This is a genomic window from Bradyrhizobium cedriense (assembly GCF_054602315.1).
Window position 1 is genome coordinate 40575 of sequence record NZ_JBTSWB010000007.1, and the last position, 20842, is coordinate 61416.

The window sequence follows — 20842 nt, forward strand, 5'->3', positions numbered from 1 at the left end:
GATGTCCCTCGCCCACGATGCCCGCGTTGCCGTACACCCCCCCGCCACGATGGCACAGCGCGCTGTACGGACATGGCCGGAGATCAACCACCCCGCGACCTGGATCGTCGCCGCCCTTCTCCTGATCATGCCGCTGATTGCCAGCGGCTTCTTTCTCATCGAGATCTTCGCCTCCACCTTGATCCTGGGAACCATCGCGCTGAGCCTGATGTTTCTCGCCGGATATGGCGGCATGGTCAGTCTGATGCAGCTCACCATCGCCGGTTTCTCCGCCTATATGGTCGCCGTGTTCGGCGTCAGCGGCAACGCCAATATCAGCATGGGCTGGCCATGGTGGCTCGCGGTGCCGATGGCGCTTGCGCTGGCTACAGCCTTCGGCACGCTCGGCGGCGCGCTCGCGGTCCGCACCGAAGGCATCTACACCATCATGATCACGCTCGCGATCGGCGCGGCGTTCTACTATTTCACCAACCAGAACTGGGCGATCTTCAACGGCCATACCGGCATCAACACCGTGGCCACGCCGCACTTCTGGGGCGTGAACTGGCGGGCCGACATTCCCTTCTACTACGTCGTGCTCGCGGTCGCCGCGCTCTGCTATTTCGCAGTCGAATATCTCTCGCGCGCGCCCTTCGGTCTCGCCCTTCAGGGTGTGCGCGACAATCCTCGGCGCATGGCCGCGCTCGGCTTCAACGTCAATGCGCATCGCATTGCCGCCTATGCGTTCGCATCCTTCGTGGCGGCGCTGGCCGGCGTGCTCCAGGTCTGGAACTACCGCCAGATCTCGCCGGGGTCGGTCAGCGTTGGCGCCTGCATCGATGTGCTGATCATTGCCGTCGTCGGCGGCATCACGCGCCCGATCGGTCCCTTCATTGGCGCGCTGGTCTTCGTGCTGCTGCGCACCTTCGCGCTCGACTTCCTGGTCAGGCTCGGGCTCGACGGCAATCGTTTCCGCCTGCTGATCGGGCTTGGCTTCCTCGTCATCGTGTTCTGGTCCTCGGACGGTGTCATCGGCCTGTGGCAGCGCTGGCGCCAGCGTCAGCGCGGCGGCGCCCATCGTTCCGGTGGAGGGCACAGCCATGGATAGCGTCGCCCGGCGCCTCTCCGCCGTCGGTGCCGGCGCTGCGCTGGAGCTACGCGGCGTGACGCGCCTGTTCGGCGCGCTGGCCGCGCTGACCGATGTGACCATCACCGTGCGTCCCGGCGAGCGGCGCGCCGTGCTCGGCTCCAACGGCGCCGGGAAGACCACGCTGTTCAACTGCATTACCGGCGACTTCCCGCCCTCCTCCGGCACCATCCGTTTCTTCGGCGAGGACGTCACGCATTTCCCGCCCTATGAACGCATCCGCCGCGGGCTGCGCCGGACCTACCAGATCTCGGCGCTGTTCCCAGGCCTCACCGTGCAGGACAACGTCTACCTCGCCTGCCGCGGCGTCTCGCGCGGGCGCTTCTCGTTCCTGCGACCGGGTCGGAACGACGCCCTGATGCACGCAGCGGACAATCTCGTGCAGGCCGTGCATCTGGCCGCCGTGAAGGACCAGCGCGTGGCTGAGCTCGCGCATGGTCAGCAGCGCCAGCTCGAGATCGCGCTCGCACTTGCCGGGGCCCCGCGCTTCGTCCTGTTCGACGAGCCGGCCGCGGGCCTGTCCCCGACCGAGCGGCAGGAGCTGATCGAAATCCTGACCTCGCTGCCGGCGCATATCGGCTACATCATCATCGAGCACGACATGGACGTGGCGTTGCGCGTCGTCGAGAGCGTCACGATGATGCACAACGGCCGCATCTTCAAGGAAGGCCTGCCGCAGGAGATCCAGTCCGATCCGGAGGTGCAGGAGCTCTACCTCGGAGGCGGCCATGAATGAGGCCCGTCGCACCAGCGCCGCGCTCGAGGTCCGCGGCCTCGACGTCTATTATGGCCACTCGCACGCACTGCAGGGCGTCGATCTCACGCTGGAGAGCGGCGTGTTCTCCGTTGTCGGCCGCAACGGCATGGGCAAGACCACCCTGTGCAAGGCGATCATGGGGCTGGTGCCCGTGAGCGGCGGGTCGATCCGCGTGCGCGGCGGGGACATCACGCGCCGGCCGCCGGCCCAGATCGCCCGGCTCGGCGTCGGTTACGTGCCACAGGGCCGCCGTCTCTGGCGCTCGCTCAGCGTCGACGAGCATTTGCGGCTGGCCGGCGGCCTGCGGCCCGGCGCCTGGACCGTCGATCGCATCTACGAGACCTTCCCGCGTTTGGCCGAACGCAAGGATCATGGCGGCGGCCAGCTCTCCGGCGGCGAGCAGCAGATGCTGGCGATCTCGCGCGCGCTGCTCACCAATCCGCAGCTCCTGATCATGGACGAGCCGACCGAGGGCCTCGCCCCCGTCATCGTGACGCAGGTCGAGGAGATGCTGCTGCGCTTGGGCGAGGACGGCGACATGTCCGTGCTCGTGATCGAGCAGAACATCGGCGTTGCGACCGCGGTCTCGCGCAACGTCGCGATCATGGTCAACGGCCGTATCAACCGCATCATCGATTCCGCGCGCCTTGCCGCAGACCGCGAACTGCAGCAACGCCTGCTCGGCGTCGGGCTCCATGCCGAGCTCGAGGCGGATATCGACGTCGCCCCGTCCGGCCCTGAAGCAAAACCGGCACCGGTGCCACGCCGTGACGGGCCGGTCCGCATCTACATCTCCAACCCGACGCTCCCGACACGATGGTCGCAGCCCGTGCCGATCGCGCGCATCGAGGCCGCCGCCCGCACGGTCTCGACGCAGGTGACGCGGCTCGACGAGACGGCGCGCCGCGAGCGGGAGCCGACAGCGGCACAGACCGGAGGGCCGCCCGTCGTGCTGGTTGTCGGCACGCTCGATACGAAAGGCCTCGAACTGCGCTTCATCCGCGACATCATCGCGGCAAGCGGCCTGCGCACGCGTCTCGTCGATGTCTCGACCAGCGGCAAACATTCCACCTGCGATGTCTCCGCGCAGGAGATCGCGCTCAACCACGCCCGCGGCGGCTCCGCCGTGTTCGGTCCCGATCGCGGGGCCGCCGTGACGGCGATGGCCGATGCATTCGCCAACTGGTTGCGGCGCCAGGGCAATGTCGCCGGCGTGATCTCGGCCGGCGGCTCCGGCGCAGCGTCCCTGGTTGCGCCGGGCATGCGCGCCCTTCCCGTCGGCGTGCCCAAGCTGATCGTGTCCTCGGTCGCCTCCGGCGATGTCGGGCCCTATGTCGGCCCGGCCGACATCACGATGATGTACTCGGTCACGGACGTGCAGGGGCTGAATTCGATCTCGCGCGCGGTGCTGGCAAATGGCGCCAATGCGCTCGCCGGCATGGTCAAGGCTCGGCTCGATGCACGCGCCACAACGGTCCGGGAGGCGGGCCTACCTGCCATCGGTATCACCATGTTCGGCGTGACAACGCCGGCCGTGCAGAAGATCGCCGCCGACCTGCGAGACGATTTCGAGTGCCTGGTGTTCCATGCAACCGGCGTCGGCGGCCGCTCGATGGAAAAGCTCGTCGAGTCCGGCCAGCTCGCCGGCGTCATCGACCTCACCACGACCGAGATCTGCGATCTCCTCATGGGCGGCGTGTTTCCCGCGACGGAAGACCGCTTTGGTGCGGTCATCCGCGGCCGCGTGCCCTATGTCGGCTCGGTTGGCGCGCTCGACATGGTCAATTTCGGCGCGCCCGAGTCCATTCCCGAACGCTATCGCGGCCGCAAATTCCACGTCCACAATCCGCAAGTCACGCTGATGCGGACCACGGCCGAGGAGAACGAGCGCATGGGCCGCTGGATCGGCGAGCGGCTCAACCAGATGGATGGCCCGGTGCGCTTCCTCCTGCCCGAGGGCGGCGTCTCCGCGCTCGACGCACTGGGACAGCCGTTCTGGGATCCGGACGCCGACGCTGCGCTGTTCCGCGCGCTGGAGCGCACCGTGCGGCAGACTGGCAACCGCCAGGTCATTCGCGTGCCCAAGAACATCAACGATCCCGAGTTCGCCGCCGCTATTGTCGGTGCGTTCCGGACCCTGTTCGGCCGCCCCCGGGCACGCCGAAGAGCAGCGAGGTAACCGATGGCCAGGTTTGAACGCGCAGCGCTCCTGAAGACCTTTCGTGACATGGCAAGACGCGGCGAGCCGATCGTCGGCGGCGGCGCGGGCACGGGGCTGTCGGCAAAATGCGAAGAGGCCGGCGGAGTCGATCTGATCGTGATCTACAATTCCGGACGCTATCGGATGGCCGGGCGCGGCTCGCTCGCGGGCCTGATGGCTTACGGCGACGCCAACGCCATCGTGCTCGAAATGGCGAATGAAGTGCTGCCCGTGGTCACCAGGACGCCGGTGCTCGCGGGCGTCAACGGCACCGACCCGTTCCGCGACATGGACGTCTTCCTCGACCAGTTGAAGGCGCTCGGATTTGCCGGCGTTCAGAACTTTCCGACCGTCGGCCTGATCGACGGCACGTTCCGCGCCAATCTCGAAGAAACCGGGATGTCCTATGCGCTGGAGATCGACATGATCGCCAAGGCGCACGACAAGGACATGCTGACCACGCCCTACGTGTTCAGCGAGAAGGAGGCCGCCGCAATGGCGATCGCCGGTGCCGACATCATCGTCTGTCACATGGGGCTGACGACCGGCGGCACGATCGGTGCGCAAACGGCACCTCAACTGAAGGATTGTCCGGCACAGATCGACATCTGGGCTTCGGCCGCGCTGAGCATCAACCCGGACATCCTGGTGCTGGCCCATGGCGGTCCAATCGCGGATCCCGCCGACGCCAATTTCATCATGAAGAACACCCGCCATTGCCACGGCTTCTACGGCGCCTCCTCGATGGAGCGGCTGCCGGTGGAACGGGCGCTGACGGAACAGGTGCGTCAATTCAAGGCGATCGGCGCGCGATAACGCCGAAGGTACGAGGGAGGAATAGATGTCGGGCAATCTGGTCGGTGAATTGATCCTCTGGCTGATCGTCGCGATCGTCGTGATCGTGGTCGGCGTCTACATCGTGAACTGGCTCTACCATCGTTCGTCCAAGGAGACCTCGTTCGTCCGAACCGGCTTCCTCGGCGAACGCGTGGTGATCAATGGCGGCGCCTTCGTGATGCCGTTCATCCACGACTACACGCCGGTCAACATGAACGTGCTGCCGATGGGCATCGTGCGTTCCAAGCAGGATGCCGTGATCACCCGCGACCGCATGCGCGTCGACATCGAGGCCGACTTCTACGTCCGCGTGCAGGCGACCCGCGAGGCCGTGTCGATCGCAGCCGCCACGCTCGGCCGCCGCACCATGGAGCCCGAGCAGCTCCACGCCCTCCTGGCCGGCAAGTTCATCTCTGCGATCCGCTCGGTTGCTTCCGAAATGACCCTGGAGCAGATGCACGAGCAGCGCGGCGAGTATGTCGCGCGCCTCAAGGCCAACGCGACGGAGGCCCTCGCCCAGAACGGTCTCGAACTGGAATCGGTCGCCATCACCGATCTCGACCAGACCGATCTCGAATTCTTCAACCCGTCGAACCGGTTCGATGCCGAAGGCCTGACCCAGCTGATGCAGGACATCGAGGCCAAGCGGAAGCTGCGCAATGACATCGAGCAGGACTCGATGATCAGGATCCGCACCCGCAATCTGGAGGCCGAACGGCAGGCGCTGGAGATCGAGCGCGAGAGCGAGACCGCGCGGCTGGAGCAGGAACGCGACATCGAGATGCGGCGCGCGCTCCAGCGCACGGAAGTGGCCCGCGAGCGCGCACTGCGCGAAACCGAGGCCGAACAGGCGCAGATCTCCGCACGCGAGGCCATCGAGCGCGCCCGCATCGCCAATGAGCAGGCGATCGCCGAGGCCCGCATCGCTTCCGAGCGCGAGACCCGACAGAAGGAGATCGAGAGGACCCGCACCATCGAGGAGAAGGAGCTGCTGGCGCGCGAGGAGATCGAGAAGACCCGCATCGCCAACCAGCGCTCGATCGACACCACCCGCATCGCCTCGGAACGCGAGGTCCGCCAGCGCGAGATCGAGCGGATGCGCACGGTCGAGGAAGCCGAAATCGCCGCGCGTGAGGCGATCGAGAAAGCGCGGATTCAGCAAGACCGCGTCGTCACTGACGCCCGCATCGCCAACGAGGAAGAGACGAGGCGCCGCGAGATCGAGCGCACGCGCGCGGTGGACGAGGCCGAGATCGCTGCCCGAGAGGCCACCGAGAAAGCCCGCATCGCCCAGACGTTGATTGTCAATGTCGAGCGCATCTCCTCGGACGAACGCACCCGCGCGCTGGAGATCCAGCAGGTGCGCACCATCCAGGAGGCCGAGATCGAGGCCCAGCGCGCGGTGGAAGCCGCCCGCATCGCCCGCGAACGAACGCTGGCGGCCGAACGGATTGCCGCCGAGCAGAACACGCGGAAACTCGAGATCGAACGTAACCAGGTGCTCGACGTCGCCGGCATCACGGCGCGCGAGACTACGGAAGCGACGCGCATCGCCCAGGAGGAACGCGTGCGCTCGCTGGAGATCGCCCGCAACCGCGCCGTCGAGGAAGCCGACATCGCCTCGCGCGAGGCGATCGAGGCGGCCCGCATCGCCCAGGAGAAGGCGGTCGCGGCCGAGCGCATCCAGGCCGAGCGCGACACCCGCGCGCTGGAGATCGAGCGGACCGGCGTGCTGGAGGCGGCCGAGTTGAAGCGGCGCGACGCGATCGAGCGCCAGCGGATCGGTGTCGATCTCGCCCTCGAAGCCGAGCGAATCACCTCGTCCAGGGCGCGCGAGGTGCTCAATATCGAGCAGAAGAAGGCGATCGAGATCGCAGACGAGGACCGCGTCATTGCGCTATCGACCAAGAAGTCCGAGCGGATCGATGCCGACCGCCAGGTCCGGCAGGCCGAGATCGTCGCGCGCAAGGAGGTCGAGACCACCGACGTCTCGCGCGAGCAGGCGCTGGAAGCGGCCCGCATCGAACGCCGCCGCGCGATCGAGCAGCTCGAGGTCGCCCGCGTCCAATCGCTGCAGGAGGCCGAGATCGCCTCCCGCGAGGAGGTCGAGCGCGCGCGCATCGCCTCGGACCGCGGCCTCGACGAAGCCCGGATCGGCCGCGAACGAGAGTTGCGCAAGCTCGAGGTCAACCGCGAGAAGGAGGTCGAGACCGTCCTGATGGAGAAGGCCATCGCCATCCATCTGAAGTCGCTGGAAGAATCTGCTGCCAAGGCCTCGGCCGAGGAAGCGCGGATGCGCGCGACGGAAGCCACCGAGCGCGTCGTCACCGCGCGGGAGAGCGAGATCGCCAAGCGGCGCAAGACAATCGAGGTGCTGCTGGCGGAGAAGCAGGCGGAGGAGACCCGGATTGCGGCCGAGGCCGAGCGCGTGCGCGCTACCGTCGAGGCCGAGGCGCAGCGGATGCTCAACGAGGCCGAGAACGTGCTGACCGACCAGGCGCGCTACTCGCTGTTCCGCAGAAAGCTGCTCGACCGCATCGAGGGCATCGTGCGCGAGAGCGTCAAGCCGATGGAGAAGATCGAGGGCATCCGCATCCTCCAGGTCGACGGCCTCAACGGCAACGGAAATGGCAATGGCGGCCGCAGCGCCACCGACGAGGTGATCGACTCGGCGCTGCGCTATCGGGTCCAGGCGCCGCTGATCGACTCCATCCTGTCCGATATCGGCGTCGAGGGCGGCAGTCTCTCGAAAATGCCTGGCCTGATCCGCGAGGCCCGTGACATGCAGGGCATCAAGGAGTCCGCACGCAAGAGTGGCGCCGGAGGCGACAAGCCGGTGGCCACGCCGCCTGCGGCCGAAGGTGGCGAACCGCCGGCCGAGCGCGGGCCGAGGAAGAAGAGCTGAGGTCGCGCCATGGCCCGCGTCTACGTCTCCACCGTCGTCAATGCCCGCAACGACCGCGTCTGGGCGCGGGTTCGCGATTTCAATGGGCTGCCGAACTGGCACCCGGCCATCGCCGAAAGCCGCATCGAGGGCGGCGAGCCTTCCGACAAGATCGGCTGTATCAGGGATTTCCGCCTGCGCAATGGCGACCGCATACGCGAGAAGCTGCTCGGCCTCTCCGATTACGACATGTTCTGCACCTATTCGATCCTGGAATCTCCGATGGGGGTCGAAAATTACGTTGCAACCCTGCGGCTGACGCCGGTCACCGACGGCGACCAGACCTTCATGGAATGGACGGCAGAGTTCGACTGCGCGCCGGAGCGCGAGACCGAGCTCGTCAACAATATCGGCGGCGGCGTGTTTCAGGGCGGCTTCGACGCCCTGAAACGCGTGTTCGGAGGCTAGCCGTGCCCCACATCGTCAAGAGCACGATCCTGAGTGCACCCACCGATACGGTGTGGAGCGTGCTGCGCGACTTCAACGGGCACGATCGCTGGCATCCGGCGGTTGCGACCTCCTCGATCGAACGCGCTCAGGCCTCCGACAAGATCGGTTGTGTCAGGCGCTTCAAACTCAATGACGGTTCCGAGCTGCGTGAACAGCTGCTGGCGCTGTCCGACCTCGAACAGACGTTCAGCTACTGCCTGCTCGATACACCTGTGCCGATGTTCAACTACGTCGCCCATGTCCGCCTGCTGCCGGTGACCGATGGCGACCGGACCTTCTGGCATTGGGAATCCCGCTTCACGACGAAGCCGGAGGACAGGGACCGCATCACCCACATGGTCGCGGAAGACATCTATCAGGCGGGATTCGAAGCGATCCGCCGCCATCTGAAGGAGGCCGCCTAGTCATGGCCGTAACCGTAAAGACCTTTGCCAGTGCCGGCGAAGCAGCCGGCGCACTAACCTCCGATCGCAGCGCACGCTATCTCGGCGGCGGCACGCTGGTGATGCGCGCGCTGAACGAGGGCGACGTCTCGATCTCGACCGTCGTGCGCGCCGACGACCAGGTGCTGACCCGGATCGATGCCTCCGGCCCGCGCGTCACGCTCGGCGCCGGCGTCACCTTTGCGAAGATTCTCGCCGAACGCGACCTCGCGTTCCTGCACGCGCCCGCCCGCTCGATCGGTGGCCCCGCCGTGCGCAACGTGGGCACCGTGGGGGGCAATCTCTTCGCGCCAAACCCCTACGGCGATTTCGCCGTGGCGCTGCTGGCACTCGATGCCACGGTCGCCGTGCAAGGCGGCCTCAGTGCGCGCGATATCGCGATCGAGGAGTTCCTACAATCGCGCGAGCGGCAATCCGGCGGGCTGGTGCTCTCGGTGTCCTGCACCCGGCCGGCGAGCGCGGAAGCGTTTCGCTATCGCAAGATCGCCCGCATCAAGCCGAAGGGCGGCTCGGTCATCACGCTTGCCGCTCATCTGCCGGTCAGCGGCGGCCGTATTGCCGGCGCGCGCATTGCGCTGGGATCGATGGCGCCGACTCAGATCCGCGCCCGGGCCGCGGAGCGCGTGCTGGAAGGACGCGCACTCGATGCCGCGACCATCAGTGCGGCAGCGTCCGCAGCAGCCGAAGGGACATCCCCATCCGACAATGCGCTCGGCAGCGCCTGGTACCGCCGCGAGATCGTCGGCGTGCACCTGCGCCGCCTCTTGTCCGGTCAGGAATAGGCAGAACCGCCATGTCCAAGACCCCTCTGCAATTCCGCCACAACGGCCGCGACGTCGCCATCTTCGTCGACGGCGGCACCAACCTGCTGGTCGCCCTGCGCGAGCTGATCGGTGACATGACGCCGAAATTCGGCTGCGGCCAAGGCGGCTGCGGCACATGCAGCGTGCTGATCGACGGCGAGCTCCACCTCTCCTGCCTGACGCTCGCCGAGACCGTCGCCGGCCGCTCCGTCGAGACGCTCGACGGCCTCAAGCAGGGTCCGAACCTGCATCCGCTCCAGCGTGCGTTCGCCGACAGTTTTGCCGCCCAATGCGGCTATTGCACGCCGGGCATGCTGATGGCCGCAAAAGCCCTGCTCGACCGCAACCCCTCCCCGAGCCGCTCCGACGTGATCGAGGCGATCTCCGGCAACATCTGCCGCTGCACCGGCTACGAGCCGATCATCAATGCCATCCTCGCCGCCGCCGGCGGCCGGGCCAGCGCCTGAGGTGAGACCATGCTGGAACTACGCAAGGACATTTTCGCCGACGAGCGCGACGACAATCTCAAGGAGATCGGCAAGGGCACGCAGCGCCAGGACATGCTCGGCCACATCACGGGCACCTCCAGCTATTTCAACGATCATAAGCTCCAGGGCATGTTGCACCTGAAGGTGCTGCGCTCGACCCAGCCCCATGCAAGGCTGCGCCGCATCGATACCACGGACGCAGAACGCTCGGCCGGCGTCCGCCGGATCATCCGCGGCACCGACGTGCCGGTCAACCTCAACACGCTGCTGAGCCTCATCAACTTCGGCAAGGACGACGAGCCCTCGCTTGCCGTCGATAAGGTCCGCTACAAGGGTGAACCGATCCTAGCCATCGTCGCCGACAGCGAACGGGAGGCGTTCGAGGCGATCGCAAAGGTCAGAGTCGACTACGAACCGCTGCCGACCGTGTTCGACGTCGAGGATGCGCTGAAGCCCGGCGCGCCCGTCGTCAACGAGACCTATCCGAAGAACGCCTTCGTCTATCACGACGTCTACGATCACCAGCGCTTGCGCTTCGGGGATGCCGATGCCGCGCTCGCGACTGCCGATCACGTGCTGGAACAGCGCTACCAGATGTCGCCGATCGAGCACGCGCCGACCGAGACCAACGGCGCGATCGCCGCGCCCGATACCAACGGCCGTTACATCGTCTACACCTCGACCCAGGCGTTGTTCTTCTCCGTCGACACCTGCGCCAAAATTCTGGACGTGCCCTCCAACACGTTCCACTTCATCGGCGGCACCGTCGGTGGCGGCTTTGGTGGCAAGGTGGACACGTTGACCGAGCCTCTCGCCATCCTGGGGGCGATGCTGACCGGGCGCCCCGTCCGCTACGTGTTCGGCCGCGAGGAGGAGATGCAGTACGGCCCGCCGCGCGGCGCCGAGCGCATCTACATCAAGGATGGCGTGATGCGCGACGGACGTATCGTCGCGCGCAAGATCCGCGCCTATTTCGATAGCGGCGCCTATACGCGGCTGTCGAGCTATGCCGCGGTGAAATGCGCCGCGCACCTGCCGGGCCCCTACACCATCCCGAACGTCTATGGTGACGTTTATTGCGTCTTCACCAACCGCACGCCGGCAACCGCCATGCGCGGCTTCGGCGTCACCGCGATGGACTTCGCCATCGAATGCCAGATGGACAAGCTCGCAAACCTCGTCGGCATGGACCCGATGGAGTTTCGCATTCTCAACGCCTACCGGGACGGCGACATGAAGGCGCACCGGCGCGAAGCCAAGAACACGGCGCTGATCGAATGCGTCCAGGTCGCGGCTGAGAAGGCCAAATGGCCGATCCGCGACGAGTTCAGACGCGCCTCCTCGCGCAAGGACGGCGGCGGCAGCCGCGCCGCAATCCCGCCGACACCGACGGATACGCGCGCAAGGCCCACCGCGCCGGCGCAGCAGCGTACGACCTATGATCGCACGCCAGCGAGTGCGAGCCGGGAACCGCCGCGCGAGCCACCCCCGCCGACACCACCACCACCTCCTCCGCCGCGGCCGGCCGCGCCATCCCACGGCGCAACCCGGTTCTCGTCGGTGTTCGGGACAAGGAGACGCTGACATGACCCGGCATCGCGGACGCGGCATGGCGTCGATCAACTATCCCATCGGCATGAACCTTGGTGGCGATCCCAGTCAGGCGCTGGTCCACTCCAACCCCAGCGGCAAGTTCACTGTGGCACTGTCATCGATCGATCTCGGCCAAGGCATGAAATCGGTGACGCGGCAGATCTGTGCCGAGACGCTCGGTGTGCCCGTCGAGGACGTCTATGTCGACACGGCGGATTCCGACACGGGTCCGCACTGCATGGGCTCGTTCGCCTCGCGCGGCACCCATCGCGTCGGCAACGCGGTGATGGCCGCTGCCCGCGAGGCGCGTGGTGTGATGATGGAGGCCGCGGCCGAGGAGCTGGAAGTCAACGCCGCCGATCTCGAGACTGACGGGCGCGGCAACATCCATGTCAAAGGCGCGCCACACCGCTCGATATCGACCAGGGACGTCGCCATCGCCGCGCAATTCAAGCAGGGCAAGACCATCTCCGGACGCGGCATCTTCCTGGTCCCCCTCTCCAACGTCGATCCGGAAACCGGCGAGATGTCGCCGGCAACTTGCTATGCGCATGCCTGCCTCGTCGCCGAGGTCGAGGTCGATGACGAGACCGGCGAGGTCGCGATGGTTCGGATGGACTCCGCCTACGAGCTCGGCCGCGCGCTCAACCCGCGGCTCGTCGAACAGCAGCTCGTCGGCGGCGCCTGGATGGGCGTCAGTCACGCCCTCTACGAGACCCCGGAACCGTATTACCCAGACCCGGCTCACGGCCCCCGCGACTTCGTCGAATATCTGATGCCCGGCCCGGGTGACATCTGCCCGCACGATATCGCGGTGCTGGAACGCCCTGCTCCCGACGGGCCGTTCGGGGCCAAGGGCCCCGGCGAGATGTGCGCCAACCCGGTCCTGCCGGCCGTTGCGAATGCGATCTTCAATGCGGTCGGTGTCCGCATCGACGATCTGCCGATTACGCCCGAGAAAGTCCTGCGCGCGATCAAGGCGCAAGGCGGCGCCCGGCCGCAGGCGCGGCGCTAGAGGATCGGCCGTGGCGGTTCGCAGCAACATCGTCGGTATCGACAGCCCGGAGGCGCTGGAGAAGGCGCTACGCGCGGCCTATTACCTCGCCGACGAAGGACTGGCGACCGCGGCCTATCTGGGCCTTGCACTCGGCAAGCCGCTGCTGCTGGAAGGCGCGCCCGGTGTCGGCAAGACAGAGGCCGCCAAGGCGATCGCCGCCGTGCTCGGCCGCCGCCTCATCCGCCTGCAATGCTATGAGGGCATCGACGCCTCTTCCGCGCTCTACGAATGGAACTATCCGCGCCAGATGCTCGCGATCCGCCAAGCCGGCGACGAGAGCATCGACATCTATGGCGAGGCATTCCTGATCGAACGGCCGATGCTGGCGGTGCTCCGAGCGCCCGATTCCACTGTGCTCCTGATCGACGAAATCGATCGCGCCGATCAGGAATTCGAAGCCTTCCTGCTCGAATTCCTGTCCGATTTCCAGATCTCGATTCCCGAGCGCGGTACGGTGCGCGCCGCAGAGCGCCCCGTGGTCGTGCTCACCTCGAACCGGACGCGCGACCTGCACGAGGCCTTGCGCCGCCGCTGCGTCTATCACTGGATCGACTATCCCACGGCCGAGCGCGAAGCACGGATCATCATGATGCGTGCTTCCAGCGTCGCGGATGCCACGGCCCGCGCCGTCGTCGCAGCCGTCGAGAAATTGCGACGTGAGCCGTTGAGCAAGGCGCCCGGCATCGCCGAGGCCGTCGACTGGGCCGAGGCCGCGACGTTGCTGCACAAGGGCGGCGCCCGCTGGCCGGATGCATTCAAGCGCTCGATCGGCGTTGCGCTGAAGGACGAGGAGGACCTGCACTTCATCTCGCCGCGGCTCGACGCGATGCTCGCGGAGGCCACGGCATGAACGTCGAGCAACAGCTTCCGCGCGCCGCCCGCGTGTTCGTCGCCTTCGTCGCGCTTTTGCGCGCGAACGGCTTTGCCGTCGCGCCGGAACAGACCACGGCATTCCTCGCCGCGATCGAGTTGCTCGGCCCTCGCAGCCTCACCGATATTCGTCACGCGGCCCTGGCTACCCTCGCTCCACCTCCTGAGCGGCGCGCGACGTTCGACCGATTGTTCGATCTTCATTTCCGTGGCAGCGAGGCGATCGCGAGCAGCGACGAAGGTGAGGACGACGAGACCGTCCGTCTCCAGGAAGAAGGCCGCGGCGACGCGGAGCCGCTGTACTCCGACGAGGCCAGCGAGTCCGGCCTCACCGCAACGCGAACCGAGGCCCTGGTCGAACGCCGGTTTGCAGTCGCCTCCACCACCGACGCACTGCGCCGACTGGGGCGTGAGGCGTCAAGACGCCTGCCGAAGCGGCGCGGCCACCGCCGCCTGCGAGCGAGGCGCGGTCCCTTCGCGGATCTGCGCCGCACCTTGCGCGACAGCATCCGCAGCGATGGCGAGATTTTACGGCTTGGCCACCTGAAGCGGCGGCAGCGGCCACGCAAGATATTGTTGCTGATCGACGTTTCCGGCTCGATGAAGACCCGTACCGAGGAGAACATGAAGCTCGCGCATGCGCTGGTGCAGGCCGCGCCCAATGTCGAGGTCTTCACCTTCGGCACGCGGTTGACCCGCGTCACCCGACCCCTGCGGCTGAAGCGTCGCGAGCAGGCGTTGAACGCGGCCGCCCATCTCGTCAGCGACTGGGACGGCGGCACCCGCATCGGCGATGCGCTGCAGGCCTTTCTCGCCGTGCCACGGTTCGGCAGCTACGCACGCGGTGCCGCTGTGATCATCGTCTCCGACGGGCTCGAACGGGGCGAACCCGACGCACTCCGTGACGCCGTCGCGAGATTGTCGCGACGGGCCTGGCGGTTGAGCTGGTTGACGCCGCTGGCCACAAGCCCGGCTTTCCGCCCGCAGACGGAAGCCCTGATGACCATTGAGCGTTTCGTCGATGACATCGTGGATGGCGGCTCGAGCGTGTCGATCGTCGCGCATATTCTGGCATTGGGACGAAGGAGAGCGGCGTGAGCGATATTGTCGATGGTCATCATCACATCTGGCGGCAAGCCGACCTGCCCTGGCTGACCGGCCCGATGCAGCCGCGCATCTTCGGCCCTTACGAGCCGATCCGGCGCGACTATCCGATCCAGGAATATCTCGACGACCTCAAGGGCAGCGGCGTCACCCGCTCCGTCTACGTCCAGACCAATTGGGCCAATGACCGCTTCGAGGATGAGGCCGCGTGGGTGCAGCAGACCGCGGATGCGCACGGCTGGCCACACGCCATCGTCGCCTACGCCAACCTCGCCGTGGACGATGTGCGCCCGCAGCTCGACCGCCTCAGGCGCTATCCGCTGGTGCGCGGCGTGCGCATGCAGCTGCACTGGCACGAGAACCCGCTGTACCGCTTTGCGGTCCGCCCCGATCTCTGCGCCGATCCCAGGATTCGCCGCAACGTCGCGCGTCTCGCCGATTACGGGTGGAGCTTCGATCTGCAGGTGTTCACGCCACAGATGCCGGAAGCCGCGGAGCTGGCCGACGCCTGTCCCAAGGTGACCTTCATCCTCCAGCATGCCGGCATGCTTGAGGATCTCTCACCGCCTGGCCGCAGCGCCTGGCGCGCCGGCATGGCGCGACTCGCGGCCTGTCCGAACGTGGTCTCGAAGCTCTCAGGTCTCGGCACCTTCATCCATCGCAACGACCCTGCGCACATCGCCGCCGTGCTCACCGACACCGTTGCGATCTTCGGCGCCGAGCGCTGCCTGTTCGGCTCCAATTTCCCGATCGAGAAATTGTGGACCAGCTATCGCGAGCTGGTCGATGCGTTTCGCGCGGCCGCCGCGCCGCTGAGTGCCGTGCAACAGGACGCGATCTTCAGTGCCACCGCGGCGCGCGTTTATCGCCTTTGACAGACAAGAAACAGGACAGGGAGGGCAACGAATGGCGCTGGAGATCAAGATCCTGGACTACGGCGATATCGAGCTGGAATCGAGTTTTCTGGTGCTCGGCCGCGACTGCGGCCGCACCCGCCGCGTCCTCACCCTGGGCTTCCTGATCCTCGGCGGCCCCTATCCGGTCGTGGTCGACACTGGCTACCGCTCCAACCAGATCATGGAGACGCTGGGCATGCGGGGGCTGCAGTATCATGAGAACATGATAGAGAACCAGCTGGCGCGCCACGGCGTCCGCATGGGTGACGTCCGCTTCGTCTGCCACACGCATCTGCACATCGACCACGCCGGCAAGGACGATCTGTTCCCGATGAACACGACCGTCGTGCTCAATCGCAAGGAGCTTGAATATTCCGTCTCCGGCCTGATGCACCCCCAATACCCGGCGCCCGACATCAAGCACCTGATCGACCGCCTGCACACCAAGAGCGCGTTGCGCTTCCTCGACCTCGAGATCACCGGTCCGATCGAGCTGATGCCCGGCGTCTATTGCGACGCCGCCAACGCGCATACTGAAGGCTCGATGAACATCATCGTCCACACCGCCGATGGCATTGCCACCATCTGCGGCGACGTGATCTACGACTTCAACGACCAGATCGTCACACCTTTCCACGAAATCCACGACTGGGAGCCGCGCACCACCGGAAATCACGGCACCAGCAAGCGTGCTGAGAAAGCGGCGATCAAGAAGCTGCTCAGCAATTCGCGCTACCTGCTCCCCGTCCATGACCGGCCCGCCAAGATCGAGGGCGGCCATGTCGTGGGGCGTCTGCATGATCAAGTTCCCGGCCCGCTCGTGCAGTCCCTACCCGCGCGCAACTGGTTTCCAGCCTGAGGTGATCTGAGGTTCTGCCGATGACGCACGTGACCTTGCGCTCCGAATTCGAGACTTTGATCGATCCTTACGCGCCGGTCGCGCAAGTCGGCACCGGCTTTGACTTCACGGAAGGGCCGATCTGGCATCCGGTCGATCACTATCTGCTGTTCTCGGATATGCCGGGCGACGTGCGGCGGCGCTGGGATGCGCGGCGCGGCGTCGTGGAGATCAAGCGTCCCTCCAACAAATGCAACGGCATGACCTATGATGCCGAGCTCAATCTGATCGTCTGCGAGCACGCAACCTCGTCACTGGTACGCGAACGGCCGGACGGGCGACGCGAGGTGCTTGCCTCGCACTTCCAGGGCCAGGAGCTCAATAGCCCGAACGACGTCTGCGTCCATTCGTCCGGCGCGATCTATTTCTCCGACCCCTGGTATGGACGGATGCCCGTCTATGGCGTCGAGCGGCCGCGCCAGCTCGGTTTCCAGGGCGTCTATCGCCTTGTGCCCGGCGGCGAACCGAAGCTCGTGGTCGAGCGAAACCTGTTCGATCAGCCGAACGGGCTGTGCTTCTCGCCGGACGAGAAGCTGCTCTACGTCAACGACACCGTGCAAGCCCTGATCCGCGTATTCGACGTCAACAACGACGGTTCGCTGTCGAATGCACGGGTGTTTGCGAGTAGCACCAAGTCCGAGCTCGAACCCGGTCTGCCCGATGGCATGAAGTGCGACCAGCACGCCAATATCTGGGTCACCGCACCCGGCGGCGTCTGGGTCTATTCGCCGCGTGGCGAACTGCTCGGCAAGGTCCGCGTGCCGGAGTTGGTCGCCAACCTCGCCTGGGGCGGACCGGATTTCCGCACGCTTTATCTCACCTCGACCCATTCGGTGTACGCAATCCCGACCAGAGTCGGGCCTCGCCATGAGCCCTACATGAGCGGCAGGCGCCCCGGCGGCGGAGCAGGCCCGAGCTCATCGCCGCCCTCGCCCGTTCTGACCGAAGGCGAGATGCGGCTCGATCCGCATCGCTGCGCCATGATCATCCAGGACCTTCAGAACGACGTCATCATGGACGGCGGCGCATTCGCCGAGTCAGGCGCGCCGGATCATGCAAAGCAACAGCATGTCGTGGAGAATGTGCGACGTCTGGCGGAGGCCGCACGCGCCCGCGGTGTCGCCATCATCCATGTCTGGTTCATCGTCGAGCCCGGCGCCCCCGGCGTCACGCTGAATGCACCGTTGTTCGAGGGCCTCGTCGACAGCAAGGCGATGGTGCGCGGAAGCTGGGGTGCCGCACCCGTTTCCGGCCTCGAGCCGCGGCCCGGCGATTTCGTGGTCGAGAAGATGCGCATGAGCGCCTGGGAAGGCACGCGGCTGGAGACGATCCTGAAAGCGACAGGCCGCGACATGATCATCAACACCGGCGCCTGGACCAACATGTCGATCGAGCACACCGCTCGCACGGGCGCGGACAAGGGATATTTCATGATCGTGCCCGAGGATTGCTGCTCGACCATGAATGCCGACTGGCACAACGCCTCGATCAATTTTGCCATGCAGAACGTCGCCGTCGTGACCAGGGCCGATACCGTCATCAGAGCGCTGGGATGAACTGTGGCGAAGCTCCTGCATCTGTCCTGCTCGCCTCGCGCCGAGTCCGAATCGAATGCCGGCGCGCGCGTCTTTCTTGACGGATTCCGCCGGGCTCGGCCGGATTGGGACGTCGACGTCGTGGACATCTGGCGCGAGCGGATGCCGGAATTCACGGGCCCCATCGTCGAGGCCAAATATGCACGCATGAAGGCTCAAGCCTTCAACGACGCGCAACGCGACAGTTTTGCCGAAGCCGAGCGAATGGCGCTGCGCTTTTCGCTTGCCGATCGGGTCTTGATCTCGACCCCGATGTGGAACTTCAGTATTCCATACAAGCTCAAGCAGTGGTTCGACATCATCGTCCAGCCGGGGCTCACCTTTCGGTTCGATCCATCACAGGGCTATATTCCGCTGCTGCAGGACCGGCCGACACTGGTGATCCTCGCCAGCGGCAGCGATTTTGCCACCGGAATGAACCGCGGTCGCACCGATATGGCAACGCCTTACCTGCGGGAAATCCTGCGCTTTATCGGAATCAGCAATGTCCGCTTCCTGCTGATCGGTCCAACCACCGGACCGCAGCGGCCGATCGATGCTGCCCGTGAAAGGGCCCATCAACGCCTCGCTGCCATGGCCGCGACTTTCTAGAGGCCCACTTTGACGACGCATCGAGCTGGATCAGATCAGGCTCGACTTGCCCCGGCTCAGCACATTGCCTGCTCCCTTGGCGCCGACGATCCGACCCTGGTCATAGACCACTTGGCCGCGGGCGATCGTCGTCACCGGCCATCCCGTGACCTCGAAGCCTTCCCATGGCGTGTAGTCTGACCCGTGATGCAGATCGGCCTGCCGGATGGGCTTCTTCAATTTGGGATCCCAGAGAACGATGTCGGCGTCAAAACCGACGCCGATCGAGCCCTTGCGCGGATAGAGACCATAAATCCGCGCGTGATTGGTCGCGGTCAGCTCGACGAATTTTTGTAGGGTGATGCGTCCCTTCGTGACGCCTTCGGAGAACAGGATCGGAAGCCGGGTCTCGACGCCGGGGATGCCATTCGGCACCCAGCGGAACGAGGTGCGGGAATTCGGCGTCAGCTTGCCCTTGGGATCGTCGTAGCGGAACGGGCAATGATCGGACGAGAAGGTCTGGAACACGCCTGACGTGATGCCCTCCCAGATCGCCTGCTGGCTCTCAATATCGCGCGGCGGCGGCGAGCAGACGTACTTCGCACCTGATATGTCCATGTTCAGGCCCTTCATGTCGTCGGCGGTCAGCGTGATGTATTGCGGGCAGGTCTCGGCATGCACCGGCAATCCGCGCTGCTGGGCCCAGCGCACCTGCTCCATCGCCTCGCGGCCCGAGACGTGCACGATCATGATGGGAACGCCGATCACCTCGGCATGGCTGATGGCTCGGTGCGTCGCCTCGCGCTCCACGGCCTGGGGCCGAGAGGTGCCGTGATAATAGGGCGCGATGTGGCCTTCACGTTCCAGCTTGGTGGTGAGGAAGCGGATGGCATCGTAGCCCTCACAATGGACCATCACCAGCGCCTCCTCACGGCGCGCGACGTCGAAGACCTCGAGCAGCTGCTTGTCGCTGAGCACGAGGTCGTCATAGGTCATGAACACCTTGAAGGAGGTGTAGCCGTCCTTGACGAGAGCCGGAAGCTCCTGTCCGAGCACGACAGCCGTCGGATCGGAAATGATGAGATGGAACGCCGTGTCGATGTAGCACTCGCCCTCGGCAAGCTTGCGGTAGTTCTCCACGCAAGTACGCAGCGAGGTGCCCTTCTCCTGAAGCGCGAAGGGCAGCACCATGGTGTTGCCGCCGGCAGCCGCAGCGCGCGTCGCCGAGGCGAAGTCGTCGGCCATGACGACGTCGGGGCCCGAGGGCTGCGAGATGTGAACGTGGCTGTCGATCCCACCCGGCAACGCGAGCAATCCCGTCGCATCGACCTCGCGTGCCGCGCCCTCGATGCTGTCAGCAATGCTGACGATACGGCCGTCGCGAATGCCGATATCGGCGCGAAACTCGTCGCTGGCCGTCACGATGGTGCCGCCGCGAATGGCGAGATCGAGCTGCGTCACTGAGGCCTCCGTCACTTGATGGCTGGCACTGTCTGGAAGATCCGGCCCCATTGCGCAAGGGTCCTGGTGTCGCCGCCGGCGAGGCCGAGGGACCGCCAAAGCGTCACCGTGACCGAGTCGAGCACGGCGATGTCCAGCTCCCGCTCCAGCGTGGCCGCCAGCGCGGCGCCGTCGAGATTGGTGCACAGGATGACAATCGCGTCGGCACCCTCCACCGCCACGGCCCGGATCATGTCGGCGATCGTCGCAGGTGTGACCTCGCCGAACGAGAAATTGTCGCGCAGCCCGAGATGCCGCTCGGCATGCGGCGCCACTCCCTCCCCGGCCCAGACGTCCGCGATACGCCGCTGAACGTCGTCCGTGTAGGGCGAGACAAGTCCGACGCGTTTGGCGCCGATCGCACGGGCGGCATCGATGCAAGCCAGCGTCGACGTCGTCGCCGGCGCGCCTGTGCGCGCCGTGATCGCATCGCAAAGGCTTCGGTCGCGGTCGATGCCCAGCCAGCTCGCCGACGTGCCGTTCCAGGCGATCGAGTCGACCCTGGCATCGGCCAGCAGATCCGCCGCGGGCAGCATTGCCGAGGCATCGAACTGACTCAACGCGGCCGCGTCGAGTGCAATCTCCGTAACGCGGAAGCGCGAGAAATGCGCAGTGACGCCGGAAGCGCCGGCCAACATTGCGCTGGTGACGGGCTCGAGCACCGAATTAGAGGACGGCGTGATCATGCCGAGACGCTTGCGCATGCCGAAA

19 protein-coding genes are annotated in these 20842 nt (G+C 66.0%); 17 read left to right on the forward strand and 2 right to left on the reverse strand.

Features of this window, described 5'->3' with window-relative positions:
* The first annotated feature begins 1 nt into the window (after position 1).
* Genes ACYCVF_RS25710 through ACYCVF_RS25790 form a run of 17 tightly spaced genes read left to right on the forward strand, consistent with a single transcriptional unit; the run spans position 2 to position 18652 of the window.
* Positions 2-1087, forward strand: coding sequence for a branched-chain amino acid ABC transporter permease (locus ACYCVF_RS25710; protein WP_459600990.1), 1086 nt, complete (start codon positions 2-4; stop codon positions 1085-1087).
* Positions 1080-1862 carry an ABC transporter ATP-binding protein gene (locus ACYCVF_RS25715; RefSeq protein WP_459600992.1) on the forward strand — a complete coding sequence of 261 codons (783 nt, stop codon included), beginning with the start codon at positions 1080-1082 and terminating at the stop codon, positions 1860-1862. Before ACYCVF_RS25710 ends, ACYCVF_RS25715 begins: the two co-directional genes overlap by 8 nt.
* The gene (locus tag ACYCVF_RS25720) at positions 1855-4062 is read left to right on the forward strand and encodes a Tm-1-like ATP-binding domain-containing protein (RefSeq protein ID WP_459600994.1); all 2208 of its coding nucleotides are present in this window, start codon (positions 1855-1857) and stop codon (positions 4060-4062) included. Before ACYCVF_RS25715 ends, ACYCVF_RS25720 begins: the two co-directional genes overlap by 8 nt.
* A gap of 3 nt (positions 4063-4065) precedes the next feature.
* Positions 4066-4899 carry a phosphoenolpyruvate hydrolase family protein gene (locus ACYCVF_RS25725; protein ID WP_459600996.1) on the forward strand — a complete coding sequence of 278 codons (834 nt, stop codon included), beginning with the start codon at positions 4066-4068 and terminating at the stop codon, positions 4897-4899.
* Between the two features lie 25 nt (positions 4900-4924).
* Positions 4925-7825 carry a flotillin family protein gene (locus ACYCVF_RS25730; RefSeq protein ID WP_459600998.1) on the forward strand — a complete coding sequence of 967 codons (2901 nt, stop codon included), beginning with the start codon at positions 4925-4927 and terminating at the stop codon, positions 7823-7825.
* A 9-nt stretch (positions 7826-7834) separates the two neighbouring features.
* Positions 7835-8272: an SRPBCC family protein gene (locus ACYCVF_RS25735; RefSeq protein WP_061028345.1), complete on the forward strand. Its 438-nt coding sequence runs from the start codon at positions 7835-7837 to the stop codon at positions 8270-8272.
* A 2-nt stretch (positions 8273-8274) separates the two neighbouring features.
* Positions 8275-8718: an SRPBCC family protein gene (locus tag ACYCVF_RS25740; protein ID WP_459601001.1), complete on the forward strand. Its 444-nt coding sequence runs from the start codon at positions 8275-8277 to the stop codon at positions 8716-8718.
* 2 nt (positions 8719-8720) lie between these two features.
* Positions 8721-9539 (forward strand): FAD binding domain-containing protein, encoded by an 819-nt coding sequence (locus ACYCVF_RS25745; RefSeq protein ID WP_459601002.1) that lies wholly within the window; start codon positions 8721-8723, stop codon positions 9537-9539.
* Positions 9540-9550: 11 nt separating this feature from the next.
* A complete protein-coding gene (locus ACYCVF_RS25750; RefSeq protein ID WP_459601004.1) occupies positions 9551-10027 on the forward strand; it encodes a (2Fe-2S)-binding protein in 477 nt (158 codons plus the stop codon).
* A 9-nt stretch (positions 10028-10036) separates the two neighbouring features.
* Positions 10037-11632 (forward strand): xanthine dehydrogenase family protein molybdopterin-binding subunit, encoded by a 1596-nt coding sequence (locus tag ACYCVF_RS25755; RefSeq protein WP_459601006.1) that lies wholly within the window; start codon positions 10037-10039, stop codon positions 11630-11632.
* A gap of 1 nt (position 11633) precedes the next feature.
* Complete coding sequence (locus ACYCVF_RS25760) at positions 11634-12656, forward strand: xanthine dehydrogenase family protein molybdopterin-binding subunit (protein ID WP_459601008.1); 1023 nt, start codon at positions 11634-11636, stop codon at positions 12654-12656.
* 10 nt (positions 12657-12666) lie between these two features.
* The gene (locus tag ACYCVF_RS25765; RefSeq protein ID WP_459601010.1) at positions 12667-13548 is read left to right on the forward strand and encodes an AAA family ATPase; all 882 of its coding nucleotides are present in this window, start codon (positions 12667-12669) and stop codon (positions 13546-13548) included.
* Complete coding sequence (locus ACYCVF_RS25770) at positions 13545-14666, forward strand: vWA domain-containing protein (RefSeq protein ID WP_459601012.1); 1122 nt, start codon at positions 13545-13547, stop codon at positions 14664-14666. Before ACYCVF_RS25765 ends, ACYCVF_RS25770 begins: the two co-directional genes overlap by 4 nt.
* Complete coding sequence (locus ACYCVF_RS25775; protein ID WP_459601014.1) at positions 14663-15547, forward strand: amidohydrolase family protein; 885 nt, start codon at positions 14663-14665, stop codon at positions 15545-15547. The genes ACYCVF_RS25770 and ACYCVF_RS25775 overlap by 4 nt, the downstream gene beginning before the upstream one ends.
* Before the next feature lie 31 nt (positions 15548-15578).
* Positions 15579-16427 carry an MBL fold metallo-hydrolase gene (locus ACYCVF_RS25780; protein WP_459601016.1) on the forward strand — a complete coding sequence of 283 codons (849 nt, stop codon included), beginning with the start codon at positions 15579-15581 and terminating at the stop codon, positions 16425-16427.
* A 20-nt stretch (positions 16428-16447) separates the two neighbouring features.
* Positions 16448-18022 (forward strand): isochorismatase family protein, encoded by a 1575-nt coding sequence (locus ACYCVF_RS25785; RefSeq protein WP_459601018.1) that lies wholly within the window; start codon positions 16448-16450, stop codon positions 18020-18022.
* A 3-nt stretch (positions 18023-18025) separates the two neighbouring features.
* Complete coding sequence (locus ACYCVF_RS25790) at positions 18026-18652, forward strand: FMN-dependent NADH-azoreductase (protein ID WP_459601020.1); 627 nt, start codon at positions 18026-18028, stop codon at positions 18650-18652.
* 30 nt (positions 18653-18682) lie between these two features.
* Here ACYCVF_RS25790 and hydA read toward each other — a convergent pair whose 3' ends face one another.
* Complete coding sequence (hydA, locus tag ACYCVF_RS25795; protein WP_459601022.1) at positions 18683-20143, reverse strand: dihydropyrimidinase; 1461 nt, start codon at positions 20141-20143, stop codon at positions 18683-18685.
* Positions 20104-20835, reverse strand: coding sequence for a maleate cis-trans isomerase family protein (locus tag ACYCVF_RS25800; protein WP_459601024.1), 732 nt, complete (start codon positions 20833-20835; stop codon positions 20104-20106). Before ACYCVF_RS25800 ends, hydA begins: the two co-directional genes overlap by 40 nt.
* Positions 20836-20842: the final 7 nt, after the last annotated feature.